Origin of the sequence: Roseovarius sp. MMSF_3359 (assembly GCF_030733385.1) — a bacterium.
Lineage (GTDB): Bacteria > Pseudomonadota > Alphaproteobacteria > Rhodobacterales > Rhodobacteraceae > Roseovarius.
The window spans coordinates 72,945-91,818 of sequence record NZ_JASHJC010000014.1; the positions used below are offsets into that span (position 1 = coordinate 72,945).

At 61.0% G+C, this 18,874-nt stretch carries 22 protein-coding genes and 1 tRNA gene; 5 read left to right on the plus strand and 18 right to left on the minus strand.

Going from position 1 to position 18,874, the window contains the following annotated elements:
• Positions 1-94: 94 nt before the first annotated feature.
• The 8 genes from RBB29_RS18015 to RBB29_RS18050 all read right to left on the minus strand — a co-directional run bounded on the left by RBB29_RS18015 (position 95) and on the right by RBB29_RS18050 (position 7,567).
• Entirely contained in the window at positions 95-1,225 is a 1,131-nt protein-coding gene (locus RBB29_RS18015; RefSeq protein WP_306115717.1) for a TIGR03364 family FAD-dependent oxidoreductase, read from the minus strand.
• A 51-nt stretch (positions 1,226-1,276) separates the two neighbouring features.
• Positions 1,277-2,137: a hypothetical protein gene (locus RBB29_RS18020; protein ID WP_306115718.1), complete on the minus strand. Its 861-nt coding sequence runs from the start codon at positions 2,135-2,137 to the stop codon at positions 1,277-1,279.
• A 266-nt stretch (positions 2,138-2,403) separates the two neighbouring features.
• On the minus strand, positions 2,404-3,552 hold the full coding sequence (locus tag RBB29_RS18025; RefSeq protein WP_306115719.1) for a metal ABC transporter permease: 1,149 nt from the start codon (positions 3,550-3,552) through the stop codon (positions 2,404-2,406).
• Positions 3,552-4,679, minus strand: coding sequence for a metal ABC transporter permease (locus RBB29_RS18030; RefSeq protein ID WP_306115720.1), 1,128 nt, complete (start codon positions 4,677-4,679; stop codon positions 3,552-3,554). Before RBB29_RS18030 ends, RBB29_RS18025 begins: the two co-directional genes overlap by 1 nt.
• 1 nt (position 4,680) lies before the next feature.
• Complete coding sequence (locus RBB29_RS18035) at positions 4,681-5,475, minus strand: metal ABC transporter ATP-binding protein (protein WP_306115721.1); 795 nt, start codon at positions 5,473-5,475, stop codon at positions 4,681-4,683.
• A gap of 76 nt (positions 5,476-5,551) precedes the next feature.
• Positions 5,552-6,538, minus strand: coding sequence for a metal ABC transporter solute-binding protein, Zn/Mn family (locus tag RBB29_RS18040; RefSeq protein WP_306115722.1), 987 nt, complete (start codon positions 6,536-6,538; stop codon positions 5,552-5,554).
• Between the two features lie 199 nt (positions 6,539-6,737).
• The gene (mntR, locus tag RBB29_RS18045) at positions 6,738-7,205 is read right to left on the minus strand and encodes a manganese-binding transcriptional regulator MntR (protein ID WP_306115723.1); all 468 of its coding nucleotides are present in this window, start codon (positions 7,203-7,205) and stop codon (positions 6,738-6,740) included.
• A 278-nt stretch (positions 7,206-7,483) separates the two neighbouring features.
• Positions 7,484-7,567 (minus strand) — tRNA-Tyr (locus RBB29_RS18050).
• Positions 7,568-7,702: 135 nt separating this feature from the next.
• Between RBB29_RS18050 and rlmB the strand changes: the two genes are divergently transcribed.
• Positions 7,703-8,479 carry a 23S rRNA (guanosine(2251)-2'-O)-methyltransferase RlmB gene (rlmB, locus tag RBB29_RS18055; RefSeq protein WP_306115724.1) on the plus strand — a complete coding sequence of 259 codons (777 nt, stop codon included), beginning with the start codon at positions 7,703-7,705 and terminating at the stop codon, positions 8,477-8,479.
• On the opposite strand, the gene RBB29_RS18060 is transcribed toward rlmB, so the two are convergent.
• Positions 8,461-9,372 (minus strand): hypothetical protein, encoded by a 912-nt coding sequence (locus tag RBB29_RS18060; RefSeq protein WP_306115725.1) that lies wholly within the window; start codon positions 9,370-9,372, stop codon positions 8,461-8,463. The genes rlmB and RBB29_RS18060 overlap by 19 nt on opposite strands.
• Positions 9,373-9,508: 136 nt before the next feature.
• Between RBB29_RS18060 and RBB29_RS18065 the strand changes: the two genes are divergently transcribed.
• Both RBB29_RS18065 and RBB29_RS18070 read left to right on the plus strand, forming a co-directional pair.
• Positions 9,509-9,835, plus strand: a complete 327-nt coding sequence (locus RBB29_RS18065) for a hypothetical protein (RefSeq protein ID WP_306115726.1) — start codon at positions 9,509-9,511, stop codon at positions 9,833-9,835.
• Between the two features lie 214 nt (positions 9,836-10,049).
• On the plus strand, positions 10,050-10,523 hold the full coding sequence (locus RBB29_RS18070) for a CoA-binding protein (protein WP_306115727.1): 474 nt from the start codon (positions 10,050-10,052) through the stop codon (positions 10,521-10,523).
• A 9-nt stretch (positions 10,524-10,532) separates the two neighbouring features.
• On the opposite strand, the gene RBB29_RS18075 is transcribed toward RBB29_RS18070, so the two are convergent.
• From RBB29_RS18075 to hisF, 3 genes are read right to left on the minus strand one after another with little or no spacing between them, the layout of a single operon-like run.
• Positions 10,533-10,832, minus strand: a complete 300-nt coding sequence (locus tag RBB29_RS18075) for a Dabb family protein (protein ID WP_306115728.1) — start codon at positions 10,830-10,832, stop codon at positions 10,533-10,535.
• Between the two features lie 3 nt (positions 10,833-10,835).
• Positions 10,836-11,150: a phosphoribosyl-ATP diphosphatase gene (locus tag RBB29_RS18080; RefSeq protein WP_306115729.1), complete on the minus strand. Its 315-nt coding sequence runs from the start codon at positions 11,148-11,150 to the stop codon at positions 10,836-10,838.
• A complete protein-coding gene (hisF, locus tag RBB29_RS18085) occupies positions 11,147-11,911 on the minus strand; it encodes an imidazole glycerol phosphate synthase subunit HisF (RefSeq protein WP_306115775.1) in 765 nt (254 codons plus the stop codon). Before hisF ends, RBB29_RS18080 begins: the two co-directional genes overlap by 4 nt.
• 102 nt (positions 11,912-12,013) lie before the next feature.
• On the opposite strand from hisF, the gene RBB29_RS18090 reads away from it, so the two are divergent.
• On the plus strand, positions 12,014-12,463 hold the full coding sequence (locus tag RBB29_RS18090) for a DUF302 domain-containing protein (protein WP_306115730.1): 450 nt from the start codon (positions 12,014-12,016) through the stop codon (positions 12,461-12,463).
• Between the two features lie 10 nt (positions 12,464-12,473).
• Here RBB29_RS18090 and RBB29_RS18095 read toward each other — a convergent pair whose 3' ends face one another.
• Complete coding sequence (locus RBB29_RS18095; RefSeq protein WP_306115731.1) at positions 12,474-12,947, minus strand: DUF2867 domain-containing protein; 474 nt, start codon at positions 12,945-12,947, stop codon at positions 12,474-12,476.
• A complete protein-coding gene (gene hisA / locus RBB29_RS18100) occupies positions 12,947-13,669 on the minus strand; it encodes a 1-(5-phosphoribosyl)-5-[(5-phosphoribosylamino)methylideneamino]imidazole-4-carboxamide isomerase (RefSeq protein WP_306115732.1) in 723 nt (240 codons plus the stop codon). Before hisA ends, RBB29_RS18095 begins: the two co-directional genes overlap by 1 nt.
• A gap of 135 nt (positions 13,670-13,804) precedes the next feature.
• Between hisA and RBB29_RS18105 the strand changes: the two genes are divergently transcribed.
• Complete coding sequence (locus tag RBB29_RS18105; RefSeq protein WP_306115733.1) at positions 13,805-14,197, plus strand: DUF2147 domain-containing protein; 393 nt, start codon at positions 13,805-13,807, stop codon at positions 14,195-14,197.
• Positions 14,198-14,234: 37 nt separating this feature from the next.
• Here RBB29_RS18105 and RBB29_RS18110 read toward each other — a convergent pair whose 3' ends face one another.
• The 4 genes from RBB29_RS18110 to RBB29_RS18125 form a co-directional block, all read right to left on the minus strand.
• A complete protein-coding gene (locus RBB29_RS18110; RefSeq protein WP_306115734.1) occupies positions 14,235-15,158 on the minus strand; it encodes a glutaminase in 924 nt (307 codons plus the stop codon).
• Positions 15,158-15,796, minus strand: a complete 639-nt coding sequence (gene hisH, locus RBB29_RS18115) for an imidazole glycerol phosphate synthase subunit HisH (protein ID WP_306115735.1) — start codon at positions 15,794-15,796, stop codon at positions 15,158-15,160. The genes RBB29_RS18110 and hisH overlap by 1 nt, the downstream gene beginning before the upstream one ends.
• A 6-nt stretch (positions 15,797-15,802) precedes the next feature.
• Positions 15,803-16,390, minus strand: a complete 588-nt coding sequence (hisB, locus tag RBB29_RS18120) for an imidazoleglycerol-phosphate dehydratase HisB (protein ID WP_306115736.1) — start codon at positions 16,388-16,390, stop codon at positions 15,803-15,805.
• A gap of 158 nt (positions 16,391-16,548) precedes the next feature.
• Positions 16,549-18,663, minus strand: coding sequence for a hypothetical protein (locus RBB29_RS18125; protein WP_306115737.1), 2,115 nt, complete (start codon positions 18,661-18,663; stop codon positions 16,549-16,551).
• Positions 18,664-18,874: the final 211 nt, after the last annotated feature.

An 18,874-nucleotide genomic window follows, 5' to 3' on the forward strand; every position in this document is an offset into this window, starting at 1 on the left:
CCACTCGTGCGCCATTTGATTTCGCGGCGGGATCCCTTCGGGCGGTCTTTAACCGGGGGATCTGATCCAGGTCGCCAAGGGCGCGTCGAAGGGGTCAGCCAAACAGATCGCGGATGACATCCTCGGCCAGGGCAAAGCCATGGGTCATCCCCTGACCGTTTGTCACGGTAACCGCGGTTACATCCGGCGCCGCAGGTACGACAAGAGGCGCGCCGTTTGGGAGATAGGCATAGTGGCCCAACCAGCGTTTGTCGATTGTCGGTGCGGGCAGGGTGATCATCTCGGAGAGTTCGGCGAGCAGAAGGTTGTCGATCTCTTCCGACCGTTCGTCCGTCCGATCATGGCCATACCTGTGCGAGTCACCGATGGTGATGCTGCCATCGCCTTCCTGACAGGCGATCAGATGGATGCCGTGTTCGAGGTGAGTGGCATAGTGCTGCGCCTGGTATTCTTTGAGGTCGGGCAGGCCGGGGCAGGATGCGAAGATATTGTATCGCGGAATGCTCAGGCCGCCCAGCAGGAAGGGGTCAAGTCGCCAGCCCGCCGGTTGCGGCTTCGTCCTCAACATCTGCAAGGTGCAATGGCCGACACCGGACCCATGGAAGACCTCGGGGAAAAGCGTTTCGAACTCGTCGCCGCCGCAGAGCACCGTATGCCTGGTCCCGATTGCACCAGCCGAGCTTTCAATGGTCCCTCCGTCGACGCCATGCACCTCTGTCGAAAAGTGGAATACCACGCCATGTTCCCGCGCCAACCAGTCGGAGATTTTTGCCAGAGCCTGGCGCTGATCGACCTTCCACGCATCCGGGCTCCATAAGCCGCCCAGCAGGTTGTCGGTCCTCAGATGCGCGAACCTGCGAAGCAGATCGGCTTGCCCCAGAAGGTCAAAGGAACGGCTTTCCTCGCCCTCAAGACGCGCGCATTCTTCGAGAACACGGAGTTCTTCGGGCGCGCGTGCCAGAAAGACGCAACCAGCTTGGTGCAATGCCAACCCGGTGTTGCGGGAGATGTCCTGCCAACACTTGAGGGACCGGCTTGCGGAGGTAAATTGCGCCCCGGGCGCCTGTGCCACGAGAGCCAGCATGCCGAAGTTTCGGACCGAGGCGCCGCGGGCACCGGACGTCCGTTCAAAGACAACAACCTTCAACCCGGCGCGCGCCGCATGAAGGGCGTGGGCAAGACCCATGATACCTGCGCCAATAACGGCCAAATCATATTTCTTCATCTTAACACCATCGCCAATTTGTCTTGAAAAGACAACAGTTTAACACCTCTATCAGTCACTTAAAGCGATCACGACGATACCCAGCGCCAACAGCCCGGCGGCGAATAAACGCCGTGCCATCGCCCCTTCGCGCAGGAACAGCCCACCCAACAACACCGAAATCGGAATGGAGGCTTGGCGCATGGATGTCACTGCGGCCACATCACCGCCGAGCTGATAGGCGATCAGGATCAGATAGTAAGACGAATAGGCTAGCGCGCCCGGAAGAATGATGTGGAGCCATGAAAAATTGCCTGGGCGTTGAGGCGTTACGGTGCGCGTTGACCTTTGGCGCAGCCATAGCGCACCGTAAAACAGCACCAATGGCCCTTCGACCAGGGCGACCAGAACCTGCGGTTCGATCGTTTTCATCGCTCCCGCATCGGCCAGCGAATAGATACCGGTGCCACACATCGCCAGGAGCGCCAGCGCCAGGGCGCGCCAGTCCTCGAGGATACGCGACCCGCGCCGGTACAAAAGCATGAACCCGCCGGTCACGGCCATGAAAATGCCCAGCAATACGGTCCATGGATACGTTTGTCCGAAGAGTACGAAGCTCACCAGAACGACAAACACCGGTGAGCTTCGGATGATCGGATAGTAGGCGGACAGATCTCCGCGTGACAGCGTTGCGGTCAGGCAGGTTCCATAGAGGATTTGGCCGCACAAAGATGCGCCGATAAGGGGCCATACCGCCAGCGCCGCGCTGAAATCAGCCCCGACAACCAGGCCATGGCAGAGCGCGCACAAACCCATCGTCGCGGTTAGGAACAGATATCCAAGCTGCGGGTCAGGGTATTTCTTGAGGAGCACGTTCCAGAGCGGATGCATCACGGCGGACGTCAACACCAGGGATACAATTACAAAACTCACGTAGTGGCCTCTGTCCTTCGATTTGGGTCAGACCATAGCGTATTTTCGTTGGCGGGGACCATGCTTTGTCGGTGCAGAGCCATTGGTTGATCCCGGGAGTAGCTGAGGGGGCGATCAAAACGCAATACTAACGCCGCCCGGACCTTTGGTACGCTTTGGCGCATCGGCTTGCGGTGAATTTCGCCAATGCCCAGAACCCAGAGTCGTCGCTGCAAGGGCCATGGCGTTCCGGTCCGCAGGATATCCGCTTCCTGGCCCGGGCATTTTCATGGGGTGGCCGGTGCCTCGTTACGCCAGGGTTCGAGGATCGACCGCGCCGTGGCGCGTCCTTTGGGCGTGAGTGTTAGCAGGTTGCCCCGCCTGATAAAAAGATCGTCAGAGATACCGTTCGCGATGACGCGGTGCGCTGCCTCGTGGCTCCATCCCAGGTGCGTTTGCAGGGCAAGTGCCACGTTCTCTTCGGCTTGATCCTCGGTATCCTCGTGGGAGTAGAGATGGACCGCGACGGTGCGAAGTTCGTTTTCCTGCCGCTCACCCTGGCGCCTGTAGGCCCGCGCGATGACCCCGTAACGTGGCCCGAAGAGGAAAGCGATTGTGAAGAAGATCCCCGTCATGACCGCCATCATGCCGCCAATCGAGACGTCAAATGCGATGGCGATGTAATACCCCGATATGCTCGATGCGATCGAGATCACCGACCCGTAGACCAGCATCAGCCAGAGCCGGTCGGTCAGCAGGTAGGCGGCCGATGGGGGGACGATCACGAAGGCGATGAACAGCACCGCCCCGACCGCGTCGAACGCGGCCACCCCGGTTGCGCTGACCAAAAACAGCAATGCGTAGAACATGACGCCCGGAACGAAGCCGAGTGCCGCGGCAAGGCCCGGGTCGAATGTCGTTATCTTGAGTTCCTTGTAGAACAGCGTCACGAACAGGAGATTGACGATGGTAACGAGGCTCATGAAGGCAAGCGCATTGGGCACGTCATAGCCGCCGATGGTCATGGTATCGAGCCAGACGAAACCGATCTCACCCAGAAGCACGGTGTGCTGATCTATGTGGACGTCACGGGCATAGACATTCAACAGCAACACGCCGATTGAGAAGAGCACCGGGAACACCAGCCCAATCGCGGCGTCGTAGTTGACGCGCTTGGTGCTGAAGAGAAGCTCGGTCAGGTAGACCGTCAAAACGCCTGTCAACGCGGCGCCCAGGATCTGCACCGGTCCGGCCGTTTCGCGGGTGAGCAGCCAGACGATCACGATGCCAAAAATGATCGAATGGCTGATCGCGTCCGAGAGCATGGAATTGCCGCGCAGCACGAGGAAAGTGCCGACCAGCGTGGAGGCGCAGCCGACCAGTGCGCCGGTGAGGATGATCATCAGGGGGATGTTGCCGAAGAATGCCTCGAGCATCACCGATCTCCTACGATTTCTGCCGCCAGGCGTTCCGCTTCGGCGTATCCGGATTGCGTCAACTCCCAGTGCGGCGTGATCTCGGGTTCGTGGGCGACGGGCCTGATGAGGCCCCGGTCTTCGAGGCGGGCGAGCGCCCGGCGCGTGTCAGTCCCGTGGAAGGTGTCGAGCGAGCCGAGTTCGGCGGGATAGTGCCGGTTGCCGTGCTGCTCGGCCATCGCATGGAGCGTCGTCAGTACCTGCCGGGCACGGAGCGCGCGGCGGTCGCGCCAGCGCCGTACCATCTCCCAAATGATCCCGCGTTCCGGCGAGACGAGCAGAGAGACAAGCACAATCGCTGATATCGCAAGCACGATCAGCGGGCCGGTCGAAAGACCCCGCGCGGTGGCGCTGAGGATGGCGCCGGTGACGCCCGCGACCGTGCCGAAGATTGCCGAGAGAACCACCATTGTGCCAAGCCGCCGGGTCCATTGACGGGCGGCAACTGGCGGGGCGATGATCATCGCCGTCATCAGAACGACGCCTACCATCTGCAATCCGACCACGACGGCAAGAGCGACCATTGTGGTCATCGCCACCTCCATGACAACGACCGGCATCCCGAGCGAGGCGGCATAGCCCGGGTCGAAGGAGACCAGCTTGAACTCCTTCCACAGTGCTGCGACGAGCAGCAGGGAGGCCAGCGCGATGCTGCCCATGATCCATAGATCGCTCCGCAAGATCGCCGCTGCCTGGCCGAAAAGGAAGGAGTCGAGCCCCCCTTGCGAGGCGTTGCCCGTCCCTTGAATATACGTGAGCAGCACAACGCCCAGGGCAAAGGACACCCCGAGTGCGATACCCAGGGCGGCGTCGGTCTTGAGCCGGCTCATGCGGGTCAGCGCCAGAACGACAAGGGCCGCGGCCGCACCGGTGACCAGCGCCCCGGCAAGGATGCTGCCCAGGTCGCGCGCCCCGGCGATCAGAAATCCGATGCAGATACCGGGCAGGGCCGCGTGGGAGAGCGTGTCGCCCAGCAGGCTTTGCTTGCGCAGGACCGCGAAGCAGCCGAGCACACCGCTTGAGATGCCAAGCAGGGCGGCGCCCATCGTCACGGTCTGGATTGTATAGTCGTTCAGCAGCTCAAGCATGTCACATCTGGCCGCTCTGCTGCCCGGCCTCTGCGTCACCGAAGGTTTCACGCTCGATAAGCGCGATCTGACCGCCATAGGCGCGGCGCAGGTTGTCGGCGGTGTAAACCTCATCGACCGGGCCCTGGGCAATCGCGCGGACGTTCAGGATCACCATCCAGTCGAAATAGGATTTCACCGTCTGCAGGTCGTGATGTACGACGATAACGGTCTTTCCTTGTTCGCGCAGCTTATGAAGGATGCCGACAATGGCGCGTTCGGTCGTCGCATCGACCCCCGCCATCGGTTCGTCGAGGAAATAGATGTCCGCCTGCTGGACAAGAGCGCGGGCCAGAAAGACGCGCTGCTGCTGGCCGCCCGAAAGCTGACTGATCTGGCGGTCCGCAAAGTCCTGCATCTTGACCTGCTCAAGCGATGCCATCGCTTTTTCGCGCTCTGCCCGGCCGGGCCGCTTGAGCCAACCCAAGCGGCCATAGAGACCCATCGTCACGACGTCGAGCGCCGTGGTCGGAAAGTCCCAATCGACGGATGATCGCTGCGGCACGTAGCCGACCTTGCGCCGCTGCGCGCCATAAGGCTGGCCGAAGATCCTGACATGTCCCGCCGTGGGCGTCACGAGGCCCAGTACCGATTTGATGAAGGTTGTCTTGCCGGATCCGTTCGGCCCCACGATGGCGGCCATCACGCCTGGTGGCACGTCCACGTCGATGTCCCAGAGCGCAGGTTTGCTGTCGTAGCTTACGGTCAGGTCCTCGACGTGCAGGGCAAGCTGCGGTTCGTGCAACTGATCGGTCAAAGCGGTGTCCTTACATATGGCATTGGGCGATCCTCGCAATGTGGCCTGGCCGTGCGGATCCAGCTTCGAGCCGCGATCACTCCAAAAGCGTTGCCGCGACATTCCATTCCTCGGCCCAGTCAGAAAGCGCGTCCGGTACAGGAGCCACGTCGCCGCCCAATGCCTGGGTTATCTTGACCGTGTTCTCGAAGATCATCCCGATATACGTGCTGGCCGGTGTTCCTTCTTCGCCCATGGCGTCGGAATAGAGCTCACCGCCAATTTCGACCTCGTGACCCAAACTCTGCGCAGCGTCGATCACCGCCTGGATCGTACGCGGGTTGATCGTGGTTTCGATAAAGAGGGCAGGCACCCCAGCCTTGGCCACGGTCTCGGCGGTCGCGCGGATATCCGCGACGCTTGCCTCCGATTCGGTGCTGATGCCCTGGATGGCCTCAACCCTGATCCCATAAGCCCGTCCGTAGTAGCCGAAGGCGTCATGCGCGGTCACGAGAGCGCGCTGATCTTCGGGAATGGATGCGATCGACGCGACGGCCCATGCGTGCAAGGCCGCGAGTTGGGCCTGATAATCCTCGGCATTCGCCTGAAGCTCTTCGGCGCAGTCGGGCCGCAGTTCGCCGATTGCATCCGCAATAGTCGGTGCGATTTTGGCCCAGAGGCTCGCGTCCATCCAGAGGTGTGGGTCAATGCCATAGACGTCCTGCACGGCAATCAGGTCACTTGGATCGACCGATGCGGGCGAGACGGCGATCGTCTGCTTTTGCTCGCCGAACCGCGCGAGCACATCGCCAAGTTGCCCTTCAAGCGAATAGCCCGAGTAGAAAATCGCGTCAGCCTCGTGGAAAGTCTTCACGTCGGACGCGCTCGCCTTGTAGAGATGCGGGTCGATGCCGGAACCCATGATTGTGGTCACGCTGACACAGTCTCCGCCGACATTTTCCACGACGTCGCCGATCATGGCGATGGTCACGGCGGCATTGACCGGGTTCTCTTGCGCTGTTGCCGGGACAAGACTTGCAGAAAGCAGGCTGGTCGCCGCGGCAGTCATGAGCAAGCTCTTCATTGGAAAGCCTTTCCTAATTTGCCATGTCTCTACTATTAGTTATAGCAATTGCTATACTTTGGCGTAACAAACTGTCAAGTGGAAAATGGGGATGGATCATGATGCGTCGCGCGCTTTTCAAGATCGGAAAGGTGATGTCCGGAATTCTGCCACATCAGGGACGCCAGGGAGCGCCTCGTTGGCTGGGAGAAGTGTCGCGCTAATCCGTAACCGTTCGATGGCGGGCGACATATTCCTCGAACACCTCAAGCGTTTCGGCACTCACATAATGCTCGATCCCTTCGGCATCGTGACGCGCAATCTCCGCATCTACGCCAAGCGCACGCAGGAAGCTCTCGACGATTTCATGTCGCCGGCGACATTCGCTGGCAAGTTGCCGTCCCGATTCTGTCAGGAAGACACCGCGGTAGGGCTTTTGAAGAGTTAAGCCTTCTTCGGCGAGGCGCTTGAGCATCTTGGCGACGGTAGGTTGCGCCACGCCAAGCCTGCGGGCGATTTCCACCTGGCGCGCTTCGCCCTCGGTGTCTATCAACTCGGCAACAAGCTCGACGTAATCCTCCACCAGTTCGCTGCGCCGCGCATCGCGTGTCTTTTGGAACGCCTCCGCGTGGCTCTCGGCATCCAGAGCGCCACGTTTGGATTGGGAGCGCGAAGCTGGCTTTTGCATCTGTTGATCCCTCTGAGCGCCCGAGACTTACGGTTCCTGAACATTTATAGCATGTGCTATGGTAACTCAAGGCGACATGATCGCCGGGCGGTGGCCAGAGGTTCGAACAACGGCGAATGGTTCCTGGTTGTGCCAAGATATTCGCGGAAATTGACCGAAACCGACCGCGGCCGGAGATCAAATGAGAGTTGTCCGAAGCCAAATTGCTTAGCCATTCGGCGAAATCGAAACACTGGTTTGAGCGCGCATAGCGTCTTTGGTTTTTCGGTGGGGGTGAGTGGTGGGCGACCTTGGAATCGAACCAAGCGTGCGTCTCCGCGAGGGAGTTACAGTCCCCTGCCACACCTTGCGGCCTGTCGCCCACTATCGGAGGCTGCGCCAACCGACATGACGGGCTGATTACTCGGGTGATCCGGCACCGTCAACAGGAAAATAGCTTGCACAACCTGTGGACTGCGCGCATTGTCCGCCGCTCAGAACGAGGGGCGAAACCGGCCATGAAAAAACCGCGTTGGGCGATCGAGAAAGAGCAGGCGAAGCGGGCCGCCGCGGCGGAAACGGTCTGGCTCTTTGGGCTGCATGCGGTGCGGGACGCGCTTGAAAATCCGGTGCGTGAAAAGCTGCGCCTGATCGTCACCAAGAATGCCAGCGACAAGCTCGCCGATGCCATTGCCGCCTCCGGCATGACGCCCGAGATGGCCGACCCGCGCCGTTTCACCGCGCCGCTGGACCCACAATCGGTGCATCAGGGGGCTGCGCTTGAGGTCAAGCCGCTCGATTGGGGGCCACTTGCCGAGCGTTGCCTGGGGGATGGCGAGCGACCACCGCGCGTTGTGTTGCTCGACCGGGTGACGGATCCGCATAATGTGGGCGCCATCCTGCGCTCGGCGGAGGTGTTCGGGGCCTCTGCGGTGATTGCGCCACGGCATCATTCCGCCCCCGAGACCGGGGCGCTGGCCAAGACCGCCAGCGGTGCGCTTGAACGCCAACCTTACCTGCGCATCCGCAACCTCTCGGATGCGATTACCGAATTGCAGGGGATGGGATACCTGGTGCTGGGCCTCGATGGCGAGGCGGAGGCGACGATTGAGCAGGCGGTCGAAGGCCGTCGCGACCGGCCCGTGGCCCTTGTGCTGGGCGCCGAAGGGCCGGGGCTCAGGCAAAAAACGCGAGAGACCTGCGACCAGCTGGTGCGGATCGACTTCGCGGGTGGTTTCGGGTCGCTCAACGTGTCGAACGCCGCTGCCGTGGCACTTTACGCCGCCCGGGCCTGAGCCGCGGCCGCTAGGGCGGCCTGATCTTCGAAGGCCTTGATGAACCGGCCTTTTATCATCCAGCTCAGCCCGAAGCTGCACAATGCGATCGTCTCGAAGACGAAGGTCAGCCGCAGACTGTTCCACCAGGTTTCCACCGCTTCGGCGCGTTCAGGTGACAAAAGCCATTCGAGGGCTGCGGATTTCACCCCGATTGCCAGGACAGCAAGTAGAATGGCAATGCCGAGATAGCGGTACCAGATATTGCGGCGCTCCTTGCGGCTGCCGGGCATCTGCGACGCGCTGGAATTGCTGCGGGTGAAGACGAAGTAGGAGAAATAGGCGAGGATCAGGAACATGACCGCCGCGGCGCCAAAATGCAGGCTGCGCAGGAGCAGGGGAACGGCGTCCGGGCTGCCGAAGCGTCCGAAGCTGGCCCAGAAATCATAGGTGATCGTGCCGGTGACGTCGCGAATGTCATTGTTAAACACCTCCGAGCCGGTGGCGCCGGTGATGAAAACACGCGCGACCTCGGTTCCGTCATAGAGGCACCCCGAACCGGTGGTGGGCGAAAAGGCGATCAAAAAGGCACTGACCCCGGCGATCTTGGCCAGCCAGATGTCGAGTTTCGTGTGTTTGCGGTATCCGTCCACCTCGTCGGTCGGAAAACTGTAGAAAAACGCCAGCAGGAGGGCGATGAAACTCAGCGACCCGACCAGCAGGTCACCGCCGATCCGGCTGAAATAGTAATGGCTGATCGAGGCGTTGAAACAGGTTTCGGTGAAAATCGTGACAAGGATCAGCCAGACCGGCAGGAAAAGCGCCACATAGCCAACGCCCTTGTTGACGCGGCGCAGGCTGATGATGAAGGGCAGGTCGTCGAGAAGGTGTGTGTCTTTTGGTATATCGTTCATGGAAATAATCCTTGGGTAGAAATGGTGGCATCATACCATGATTTAAGGTTGAAATCCCGCGCAATCGCGCCCTTGCAGTTGGCGTCCATCGCGCCAATATCCCTCTGAAGGCCGGGATAGAAAGGAATTCGAGATCATGCCGCAGACCCGTAAGATCGCGACGTGCTGCTATTGCGGGACGCGGGCGGTGCTTGTGCTGGACCGGGCGCGGCATGAATTGTCCTGCTCTGCCTGCGGGGCGCCCTTGCATGACATGAAGATGATGCCGCAGGCCAAGGCGGAACCCGTGGCAAGGCCGGCTCCGGCAGTGTCGTTGCCGCGCGCCAAGGCCAAGACCCGGTCGCGACCGGCCTATGAAGACCGCCGAAAGCCCTATCGGAAAGAGAAGAAACGCAAGCGGAAGCCGTTGACGCGCAAGCTCTTCGAAGAGCTTTGGGATGTGGTCGAAGATATCTTCGACTAAATCACCGAAATTAACGGTCTGTTCACACCTATATTACATTCTCTTTTTATTCTTAACAGAGGACCTATCTATATCCCAGAGGCGTTGATCTGGAACTTCAACGCTTCACTTCACTGTCCCTCGTTCCGCGACTGGCGCCCAGGTTTTCCTGGGCGCTTTTTTCTTGCCTGACAACGCGGTAGGGTGCTTTCGAGGATTAGGTCAAGGTTTTGAAATGAAACAGGAATACGCCGATTCGTACCTGCGCGGTATTCTGCAACGCACGCAGACGATCGCCGTTGTGGGCGTCTCGACCAACGAGGTGCGGCCGAGCTTCTACGTGGCGCGCTACTTGTCGCTTAAGGGCTTCCGGGTGATTCCCGTCAACCCGGGCCATGCGGGCAAGACGCTTTTCGGTCAGACCGTGCGCGGTAGCCTGGCGGAGATAGATGAACCCGTCGGTATGGTTGATATCTTTCGCCGGTCCGATCACGTACCGCCGATCGTCGATGCGGCGCTGGAGGCTTTCCCGACGCTCAGGACCGTCTGGATGCAGATCGGTGTCATCAACGAAGAGGCCGCCCGGACGGCGAAGGCGCGGGGCATGGACGTGGTGATGAACCGTTGCCCCAAGATCGAGTATCAGCGTCTCTTTGGTGAGCTCAGGATGGGCGGATTCAATACCGGCGTGATTTCATCGAAACTTTAAGGACGGCGATCAAGTCTCTGACGAGGCTTCGAAATCTGCCGCGATCCGCATCTCGCGCATGGGGCGCACCTTGGCGATGCAGGCGGCGTAGATCGGGTTTGATTTATAGGCCGCCAGGGCTGCTTCGTCCGCGAATTCGGCATAGACCACGACGTCGATCTGCGGGCCGGTAATGGTGTCGCTGCGCAGGTTGCGCCCGACCTCGAAATGTTTGGCCTCGGGAATATCCTTGAGCATCATCAAACCCTCGCGGATCGCATCGACATCATCGGGATTCGTGGCACTGAAGAAAACGATGTGGCGGATCATGGGTCAGTCTTTCTTTCTTGCGGCTTTCTCGGCCAGCCCGCTTGTCCCCTGACGGCGGGCCAGTTCTGCCATCACGTCCGACAATGCGACATCACGCGATTGCAGCATGACCAGCAGGTGATAGAGCACATCCGCCGCCTCGTTGGTCAGGGCGGTTTTGTCCCCGCGCACCGCTTCGATGACCGCTTCGACGGCTTCCTCGCCGAATTTCTCGGCACATTTTTCGGGGCCTTTGGCCAGCAGCTTCGCGGTCCAGCTTTCCGCGCTGTCCGCAGACGCGCGTTGGGCGATTACCTCGGCCAGGTCGTCAAGGGTCATGCGTCGAGCCTCATCGCTATTCCTGCTTTCGACATATGCGCTTTGGCCTCGGCAATCGAGTAGTCGCCGAAGTGAAAGATTGACGCAGCCAGAACCGCGCTGGCGCCCCCCTTGGTCACGCCCTCGACGAGGTGGTCGAGGGTGCCGACGCCACCTGAGGCGATTACCGGAATGCCGACCGCATCGCTGATGGCACGGGTCAGGGGCAGGTTGAAGCCCGCACGGGTGCCATCGCGGTCCATGGACGTCAGAAGGATTTCGCCCGCGCCCTTGGCCTCGACCAGTTGCGCGAATTCGACTGCGTCGATACCCGTGGGTTTGCGGCCGCCATGGGTAAATATCTCCCATTTTCCGGGGCTGACGGTCTTGGCGTCGATGGCCACGACGATGCACTGGCTGCCGAACTGATCGGCGGCCTCGCGCACCACGTCCGGGTTGGCGACGGCGGCGGAATTGAAGCTGACCTTGTCGGCCCCGGCAAGCAGCAGGGCGCGCACGTCTTCGGCGGTGCGGACCCCGCCACCCACGGTCAGCGGGATGTAACACTGCTCGGCGGTGCGCCGGACGACGTCGAACATGGTGCCGCGGTTTTCATGGGTGGCGTGGATGTCGAGGAAACAGAGCTCATCGGCGCCCGCCGCATCATAGGCCCGCGCGGCATCCACCGGGTCGCCCGCATCCACCAGATCGACGAAATTCACACCCTTGACCACGCGGCCATCGGCCACGTCGAGGCAGGGGATGATACGGGTCTTGAGCATGTTCTTGCTTTCCGTCACAAAACTCACGCAACCGTTTATGGGCAAATTGCGCCATATGCCAGAGGATAGGCCGAGCCCTGTCGAATTCTTGAGGAGATTGTCATGAGAAAATTCATTGCCGCCACCGTTTTGTCCGTGATGGCGCTGCCGGCCTGGGCGGGCCAGGATATCGTCAAGGTCAAGGCAAGCGGTGACGTGGCCAGCACCATGGACGCGCTTGAGGCCGCGGTGACCGGGGCAGGGGCGACGGTCTTTGCCCGTGTCGATCACGCGGGCGGGGCGGCCAAGGTCGACCTTGAGCTTGCACCCGAGCAGTTGTTGATCTTCGGCAACCCGAAACTCGGGACGCCTGCGATGCAGGACGATCCGCTTGCGGGGCTCTACCTGCCGCTCAAGGTTCTGGTTTACCAGGACGCGGATGGTCAGACCTGGCTGGCCTACGAGGACCCGGCGGAGATGCTGGAGGATCTGAATGTGCCGGCAGACGCCGAATACCTCAAGAAAATGACTGGCGCGCTGGCCAAGCTGACGGGGAAAGCCGCAGGCAGCTAAATCGCCAGGTTCAGGGCTGACCCGTTTCCGCATGCCGCGCGACACGGGCCAGCATCTGCTTGGTGATCAGGATATGGAAGGGCATCACGGCGCGCAGATAGGCGCGACCCAGCCAGTTGTGGCGATGCACCCAGGTGGCGCAGTGGATATGCCCGTCCCGCGCCATGATGCCGATGCGAAAATCGAGGTGCTTGTCATCAAAGCCAAGGATCATTTCATCGGTTGAGCATTCGGTGACCGGAAAGATCGCCATCCGATCCGCGGATTTCGATTTGCCCTTGAGGCCGAAGGGCAACATCACGATCTGTCGGATGGCGAGCAAACCATAGACCCAGGCCGGGAATTTCATCGCGATTTCCGCGGCGCGCCGGGGGGTGTAGGGGGCCACGACACGGTAGCCGTCAATAAAGTCACCCTCCCGGAAAAACTGCCAGAGCTGGCTTTCGCGCGGCATCGGGGCGGTCTTGACGGCGGGGAAAAACATCAGCCTTTCAAGGCCGATAGCGCGGTGGGAAGGTCAATCGCCCCATCATAGAGCGCGCGGCCCGAAATCGCACCGTCGAGCGGCGCGCCGCAGTCGCGCAGGGCGATAAGGTCGCCGAGTGATGACACGCCGCCCGAGGCGATCACCGGAATGCTGACTGCGTTGGCCAGCGCCGCCGTGGCGTCGACATTCGGGCCCTGCATGGCGCCATCACGGTTGATGTCGGTGTAGATGATCGCTGCCACGCCCGCGTCCTCGAAACTCCGCGCCAGATCGGTGACCATCACGTCGGTCTCTTCGGCCCAGCCCTTGGTCGCGACGCGGCCGTTTCGCGCGTCGATGCCCACGGCGACCTTGCCGGGGAATTCCCGCGCGGCATCGCGCACCAGCCCGGGGTTTTCCACGGCCACGGTGCCGAGGATTACCCGCGCCAGACCTTTGGAAAGCCAGCGTTCGATCGTCGCCATGTCGCGGATGCCGCCGCCCAGTTGCGCGGGGATCTTCGTGCGTTCCAAAATCGCCTCGACCGGGGCGGCGTTGACCGGCTCCCCGGCGAATGCGCCGTTCAGATCCACCAGGTGCAACCATTCGCATCCCGCCTCGACGAACTCCATCGCCTGCGCGGCGGGGTCGTCATTGAACACGGTGGCCTGATCCATTTCACCCTTGTAAAGGCGCACAGCCTGGCCGTCCTTGAGGTCGATGGCGGGGTAGAGGATCATGGCGCGGCCCTTTCAGCGAAAACCTGCCCGCCTTTTGCACGGGGCCTGCGGGAATTGCAACGCGACCCAACGTCAGACTTGATCGAAAAGCCGCCCTTGGCCAATGTCGCGCAGAGTTTCAGGGAGGACGAAACCATGAAGAAACTGGCATTGAGCATTGCCGCACTTGTCGTCAGTGCGGGCACGAGCCTGGCCGATCCGGTCGAAGGTATCTGGAAAACACAGCCGGGTGATACCGGTGGCTATCTGCATGTTGCCGTCTCGAAATGCGGCGACGCGATTTGCGGCGTGATCCGCAAGGCCTACAAGCAGGGCGGCGTGGTCTCGGAAGGCTACGAGCATCTGGGCAAGCGGATGCTGTGGGACATGCAGGCCAAGGGCGACGGCTCCTACAGTGGCGGCAAGATCTGGGCGCCGGATCGCAACAAGACCTACAAGTCGAAAATGTCGCTCAGCGGGAATACCTTGAAGGTGTCGGGTTGCGTGGCCGTCATTTGCCGCAGCCAGAACTGGACCCGCGTCAAGTAATCGGGGCACGGGGCTGCCCGCATGCGGGTGGCCCTGCTCAGAACACCGACCAGCCAGTCCTTTCGGCGAGCATCTGCATCGCCTCGGTCCCGAGTTTCGAATTGCCGTAGCGGTTCAATCCCGGCGACCAGACCGCGACCGAGGCAATACCCGGCACAATCGTCAGGATGCCGCCCCCGACGCCGCTTTTCCCGGGCAAGCCAACGCGGAACGCATAATCCCCCGATCCGTCGTAATGTCCGCAGGTCATCATCAGCGCGTTGATCCGCCGGATCCGGTCATCGGACACGATGCGCGGGGCCTCAGGGCCGCCCACGAGGAAGGCACCGGCATTGGCAAGCTGTTCGCAGGTCATCTCGATGGCGCATTGATGGAAATAGGTGCCGAGGGTCAGCTCGGGCGCATTCTTGAGGTTGCCATGGGACATCAGGTAATGCGCCATCGCGAAATTTCGGTGGCCGGTGGCAATCTCGGATTGGGCGACGTCTTCGTTGATGTGGATGTCGTCGTCATTCGCCGCCGCCCGAACGAAACGCACGATCGTGCCCAACGTCTCGCGCGGGGTGCTGCCGTCGAGGATTTCATCGGTGGTCACGATGGCGCCCGCGTTGATGAAGGGATTGCGCGGACGGCCCTTTTCCTGCTCCAGCAGGAACACGGAATCAAACGCCTGCCCCGAGGGCTCGCGCCCCACCCGTCGCCACAGGCGGTCACCCACCTTGCCAAGCGCGATTGCCAGCGTCAGCACCTTGGAAACCGACTGGATCGAAAACGGCGTCTGCGCATCGCCCGCCGTCAGGGTCGGCTGACCGGGCCGAGCCACGGCGATGGCGAACTGATCGGGGTCGATGGCGGAAAGCTCGGGGATGTAATCGGCCACGCGCCCCTTGTCGTCGCTCGCCGCGGCCGCCTTTGCGATCTCATCCAGGATGGTCTGCAAGGGCGGCATTGATCGGGTCATCAGGGGGTCCAGCGCAGGAAATTCGCGATCATCTTCAGGCCGGTCGCCTGGCTTTTTTCGGGGTGGAACTGGGTTCCGACGATATTGTCGCGCCCGACGACGGCGGTGATGTCGCCACCATAACCCACATGGGCCAGACGTTCAGCCGGATTGTCCACGCGGAAATGGTAGGAATGCACGAAATAGGCGTGTTGCCCGGTCTCGATCCCGTCGAAGATCGGGTGCGGGTTGTCGATCACCAGGTCATTCCACCCCATATGCGGCACTTTCAGCGTGGGGTCATCGGGGGTGATCGCCTCGACCGTGCCGGCGATCCAGTCAAACCCGGGTGTCTCGGTATATTCCATGCCGCGGGTTGCGAGCATCTGCATCCCGATGCAAATGCCGAGGAAAGGCTTGCCACCATCGCGCACCGCCTCGGCCGTGGCTTCAAAGAGGCCGCGATGGTCGAAAAGCTCCTTGCGGCAGGCGGGAAATGCCCCGTCACCGGGCAAGACGATCCGGTCTGCGCCGCGCACGATATCGGGGTCCGAGGTGACGGTCACCTCGCCCGCATTCACCTCATCCGCCATCCTGCGAAACGCCTTTTCGGCGGAATGCAGGTTGCCGCTTTCATAGTCGATGATGACCGTTTTCATGGGTCCTCAAAGCGCCCCTTTGGTCGAGGGGATGGCATCGGCCTTGCGCGGGTCTGTTTCGACCGCCTCGCGCAACGCGCGGGCGACGGATTTGAATGCGGCCTCGGCGATGTGGTGGCTGTTGATGCCGTGCAGGCAGTCCACATGCAGCGTGATGCCGCCATGGGTGCTCAGCGCCTGGAAGAATTCGCGCACCAGCTCGCAATCGAACGTGCCGATCTTGGGTGTGGGCAGCTCGAGGTTCCAGACGAGGTAAGGTCGCGCCGATAGGTCAAGTGCCGCCCGCACCAGCGCATCATCCATCGGCAGAAGGCAGGCGCCATAGCGGCGAATGCCCTTCTTGTCGCCCAAGGCCTGCGCCAGGGCCTGACCCAAGGCAATGCCGACATCCTCGACGCTGTGGTGATCGTCGATATGCAGGTCGCCCTTGCAGCGGACCTTCATGTCGATCAACGAATGGCGCGCCAGTTGGTCCAGCATATGATCGAAAAACCCGATGCCGGTTTCATTGTCATAGGCACCGGTGCCATCAAGGTTGATCTCGACGCTGATATCGGTTTCCGCGGTTTTTCGCGTGATCTTGGCGCTGCGCATGTCGCATCTCCGCTGGGGTGGTCAAGCGGCTGTATAATCAGCCTTTTCGCGCGCGCCAAGGGGCAGGGGAGGTGCTGCGGCGAAACAGTTGCCAAAACGTCCTCTTGTGCCGCCCACCTGCCATTTCTGACAGGCGGGCGGAAAACACCCGGCGCTCGCTACGTATTGGCGGGCGCGTGGTTGGTGCGCAGGTAGTCGAGTGTCACTGGCGGGACGATCTGCGAGATGGCGTCGAAATCACCCTGCTTGAGGTATCGGCGTACCGCCGATGCGCTGATCGCCGCGCCGTCGCGCTCGATCCGGGGGATGATTTCACAGACCACGCCATATTCCGGCAGGATCTCGGCCATCTTGGCGTTGTATTGCCGCGTGACGTTGCAGGTCGGCTCATTGCCCAGGAAAATGATCGAGATATCAAGGGCTTTCGCGACGTATTCGCAGAAGAACCACGCCTCCATCGAGGCGTCGGCCGTGACCTGGCTTACGTCTTCCTTGGAGAAATACTCCGGGAAGGTCAGCTGCGTGCAGATGAATTTCCCGCCGCGGATCACCTTGACATTGGGCAGATGCGCAAGGCCCCGGGTCACAAGGTCAAGCCGGTCCTTGAACGAAAAGAAGCTTTGATCCTCTTCGATTACGAAGACATAGAGGAAATCGACGCTGCGCGCGGCATGTTCCAGAAGGTGCAGATGGCCGAGCGTCATCGGGTTGCAATTGACCGCGACACTGCCGATCCGGCCTTCCGCATCAACGCGGATTTCCTTGAGGTAGTCGACATAATCCTTGAGCTCGCCCGCCTCGGCCTGATCCGACGCATTGCGGTAGATCAGGTACTTGAGCAGTTTCAGGCTGGCATGGATCTCGCCATCTTCGAAATCCCCGGTCGCTGTCGGTGCTTGCGGCAGATCGGCGACAAGAGCGGCCACCTGATCGGCAATGATCGCATTGCCCTTGGGCCCGACATGGGATTGGTCGAAGAAGAGCTCGCCATGGTCATGCGGACGCGAAAACGACACGTGATGGGTCAGGATACCGATCTCTTCGGCGGCCTTGGCGGGGAGCGGCGGGTAGCCGAAGACAATCGCAATGTCGCCGGGGTTCACCTGCGATTGAAGCAGATTGTTCAGGCAAAGCGCCAGCGGATTACCCCGCATGCCGTGATTTTCGACGCGGTAGCTTTCGGGATCAACGTCAAGAAGGCGGCGTTGCAGATGGCTGGGGACCGTGCTGGCATCGTCGCATCCGAACCCGTAGACGTCAGAGCCGCCGAGGAAGAGAACGCGGTTACGCGCCTTGTCGGGTGTATCGGTTGTGACGCGCTGATTGTCCCGAATATTCACATAGCGGGTTTCGTAGTTGGGCAGGGCCACCTTGGTTGCATGCAGGATATGTTGCGGGCCGACGAAAATGTTGTCGATATATTCCTGGGAAAACCCGGGCTCCTGCCCATAGACCTCATGGATATGAGGCGGCATGGATTTCAGCCATGTCGGCCGCTCCTGCCAACGTTCCCAAATCGCTTCGGCCAGGATCTGCCGTTCCGTCTCGGTCTTGTTCTGCACATCGAAGAGGTTGTCGAGGCTGACATAGATCAGGTGCGCACCGGCGCTGTCGGTATACCGCTTGAGCGTTCTGAGATAATCGAACCCGAACTGGTCGGTGAATGCGGCGGACACATCGGCGATCGAGCGGACGTTCTGGACGAAGGGACGGGCGAAAAACACGTCGGTCACGTCGAAATCCCGCGCCTCCAGGGCGCCACTGCAGACCAATGCGTTCAGGAAGACGCGCGCGTTCTCGTCCGTCATGATCGCCTGAGCCAGGTCTTCGGGCAGGTCCTCATAGACGCCCCTGGCGCCAGCAAGGTCGCCAATCCGAACCTGCGCCGCAAGCTGTGCCACCATCACATCGGCGGAGTGATGGCGGGCTGTGAAATCGCGGTAGAAGCCCAGGGCCTCCTCGGTTTCGCCCTTGGTTTCCAAAAGTGCGCCAAGATCAAGCACCGGCTGCGGATCGTCGGGAAACTCGCGGGTGGCCGAAGCAAGCGCCTTGCGGATCACCAGATCGCTGTTCTGCCAGGGCTCGATCCGGTCGGAAAAGCGAATGCGGGCGCGTTCTGTCCAGGCGATCCAAGACCGGTGTTTCGAAAAAGCGTATTCGGAGGCGGGTGCGGCATCTGCTTTATTGCGGGGCTCCGCTGGTTCCGGCGTGTCGGTGGATGTGTCGTCACAGTTGCGTAGCCAGAAGCCTGTGGCCTTCTTTTTTATGTCCATCTTGAAGATCGCTTATGTTGGATTTTCCGTTTCGGTCACACCCGATTACTAGTCATCCACCACCCCCAAGGCAATGGTATTCACGCGGGCGAAATCTTGGCCAGAATAGGCCCGACAAAGAGATGCCCGAATGCTTCGACGGCGGGGGCACCGAGCCGGTCAAGATGATGACCGGAAATCTTTTTCTATCGGGATGAAACGTTCCACAATT

Bases quoted from the DNA above. Each gene is read 5' to 3' on its own strand.
- RBB29_RS18015 (WP_306115717.1), bottom strand. From the start codon at position 1,225: ATGAAGAAATATGATTTGGCCGTTATTGGCGCAGGTATCATGGGTCTT.
- RBB29_RS18025 (WP_306115719.1), bottom strand. From the start codon at position 3,552: ATGCTCGAGGCATTCTTCGGCAACATCCCCCTGATGATCATCCTCACC.
- RBB29_RS18030 (WP_306115720.1), bottom strand. From the start codon at position 4,679: ATGCTTGAGCTGCTGAACGACTATACAATCCAGACCGTGACGATGGGC.
- RBB29_RS18040 (WP_306115722.1), bottom strand. From the start codon at position 6,538: ATGAAGAGCTTGCTCATGACTGCCGCGGCGACCAGCCTGCTTTCTGCA.
- mntR (WP_306115723.1), bottom strand. From the start codon at position 7,205: ATGCAAAAGCCAGCTTCGCGCTCCCAATCCAAACGTGGCGCTCTGGAT.
- rlmB (WP_306115724.1), top strand. From the start codon at position 7,703: ATGAAAAAACCGCGTTGGGCGATCGAGAAAGAGCAGGCGAAGCGGGCC.
- RBB29_RS18060 (WP_306115725.1), bottom strand. From the start codon at position 9,372: ATGAACGATATACCAAAAGACACACACCTTCTCGACGACCTGCCCTTC.
- RBB29_RS18065 (WP_306115726.1), top strand. From the start codon at position 9,509: ATGCCGCAGACCCGTAAGATCGCGACGTGCTGCTATTGCGGGACGCGG.
- RBB29_RS18070 (WP_306115727.1), top strand. From the start codon at position 10,050: ATGAAACAGGAATACGCCGATTCGTACCTGCGCGGTATTCTGCAACGC.
- RBB29_RS18075 (WP_306115728.1), bottom strand. From the start codon at position 10,832: ATGATCCGCCACATCGTTTTCTTCAGTGCCACGAATCCCGATGATGTC.
- RBB29_RS18080 (WP_306115729.1), bottom strand. From the start codon at position 11,150: ATGACCCTTGACGACCTGGCCGAGGTAATCGCCCAACGCGCGTCTGCG.
- hisF (WP_306115775.1), bottom strand. From the start codon at position 11,911: ATGCTCAAGACCCGTATCATCCCCTGCCTCGACGTGGCCGATGGCCGC.
- RBB29_RS18090 (WP_306115730.1), top strand. From the start codon at position 12,014: ATGAGAAAATTCATTGCCGCCACCGTTTTGTCCGTGATGGCGCTGCCG.
- RBB29_RS18095 (WP_306115731.1), bottom strand. From the start codon at position 12,947: ATGTTTTTCCCCGCCGTCAAGACCGCCCCGATGCCGCGCGAAAGCCAG.
- hisA (WP_306115732.1), bottom strand. From the start codon at position 13,669: ATGATCCTCTACCCCGCCATCGACCTCAAGGACGGCCAGGCTGTGCGC.
- RBB29_RS18105 (WP_306115733.1), top strand. From the start codon at position 13,805: ATGAAGAAACTGGCATTGAGCATTGCCGCACTTGTCGTCAGTGCGGGC.
- RBB29_RS18110 (WP_306115734.1), bottom strand. From the start codon at position 15,158: ATGACCCGATCAATGCCGCCCTTGCAGACCATCCTGGATGAGATCGCA.
- hisH (WP_306115735.1), bottom strand. From the start codon at position 15,796: ATGAAAACGGTCATCATCGACTATGAAAGCGGCAACCTGCATTCCGCC.
- hisB (WP_306115736.1), bottom strand. From the start codon at position 16,390: ATGCGCAGCGCCAAGATCACGCGAAAAACCGCGGAAACCGATATCAGC.
- RBB29_RS18125 (WP_306115737.1), bottom strand. From the start codon at position 18,663: ATGGACATAAAAAAGAAGGCCACAGGCTTCTGGCTACGCAACTGTGAC.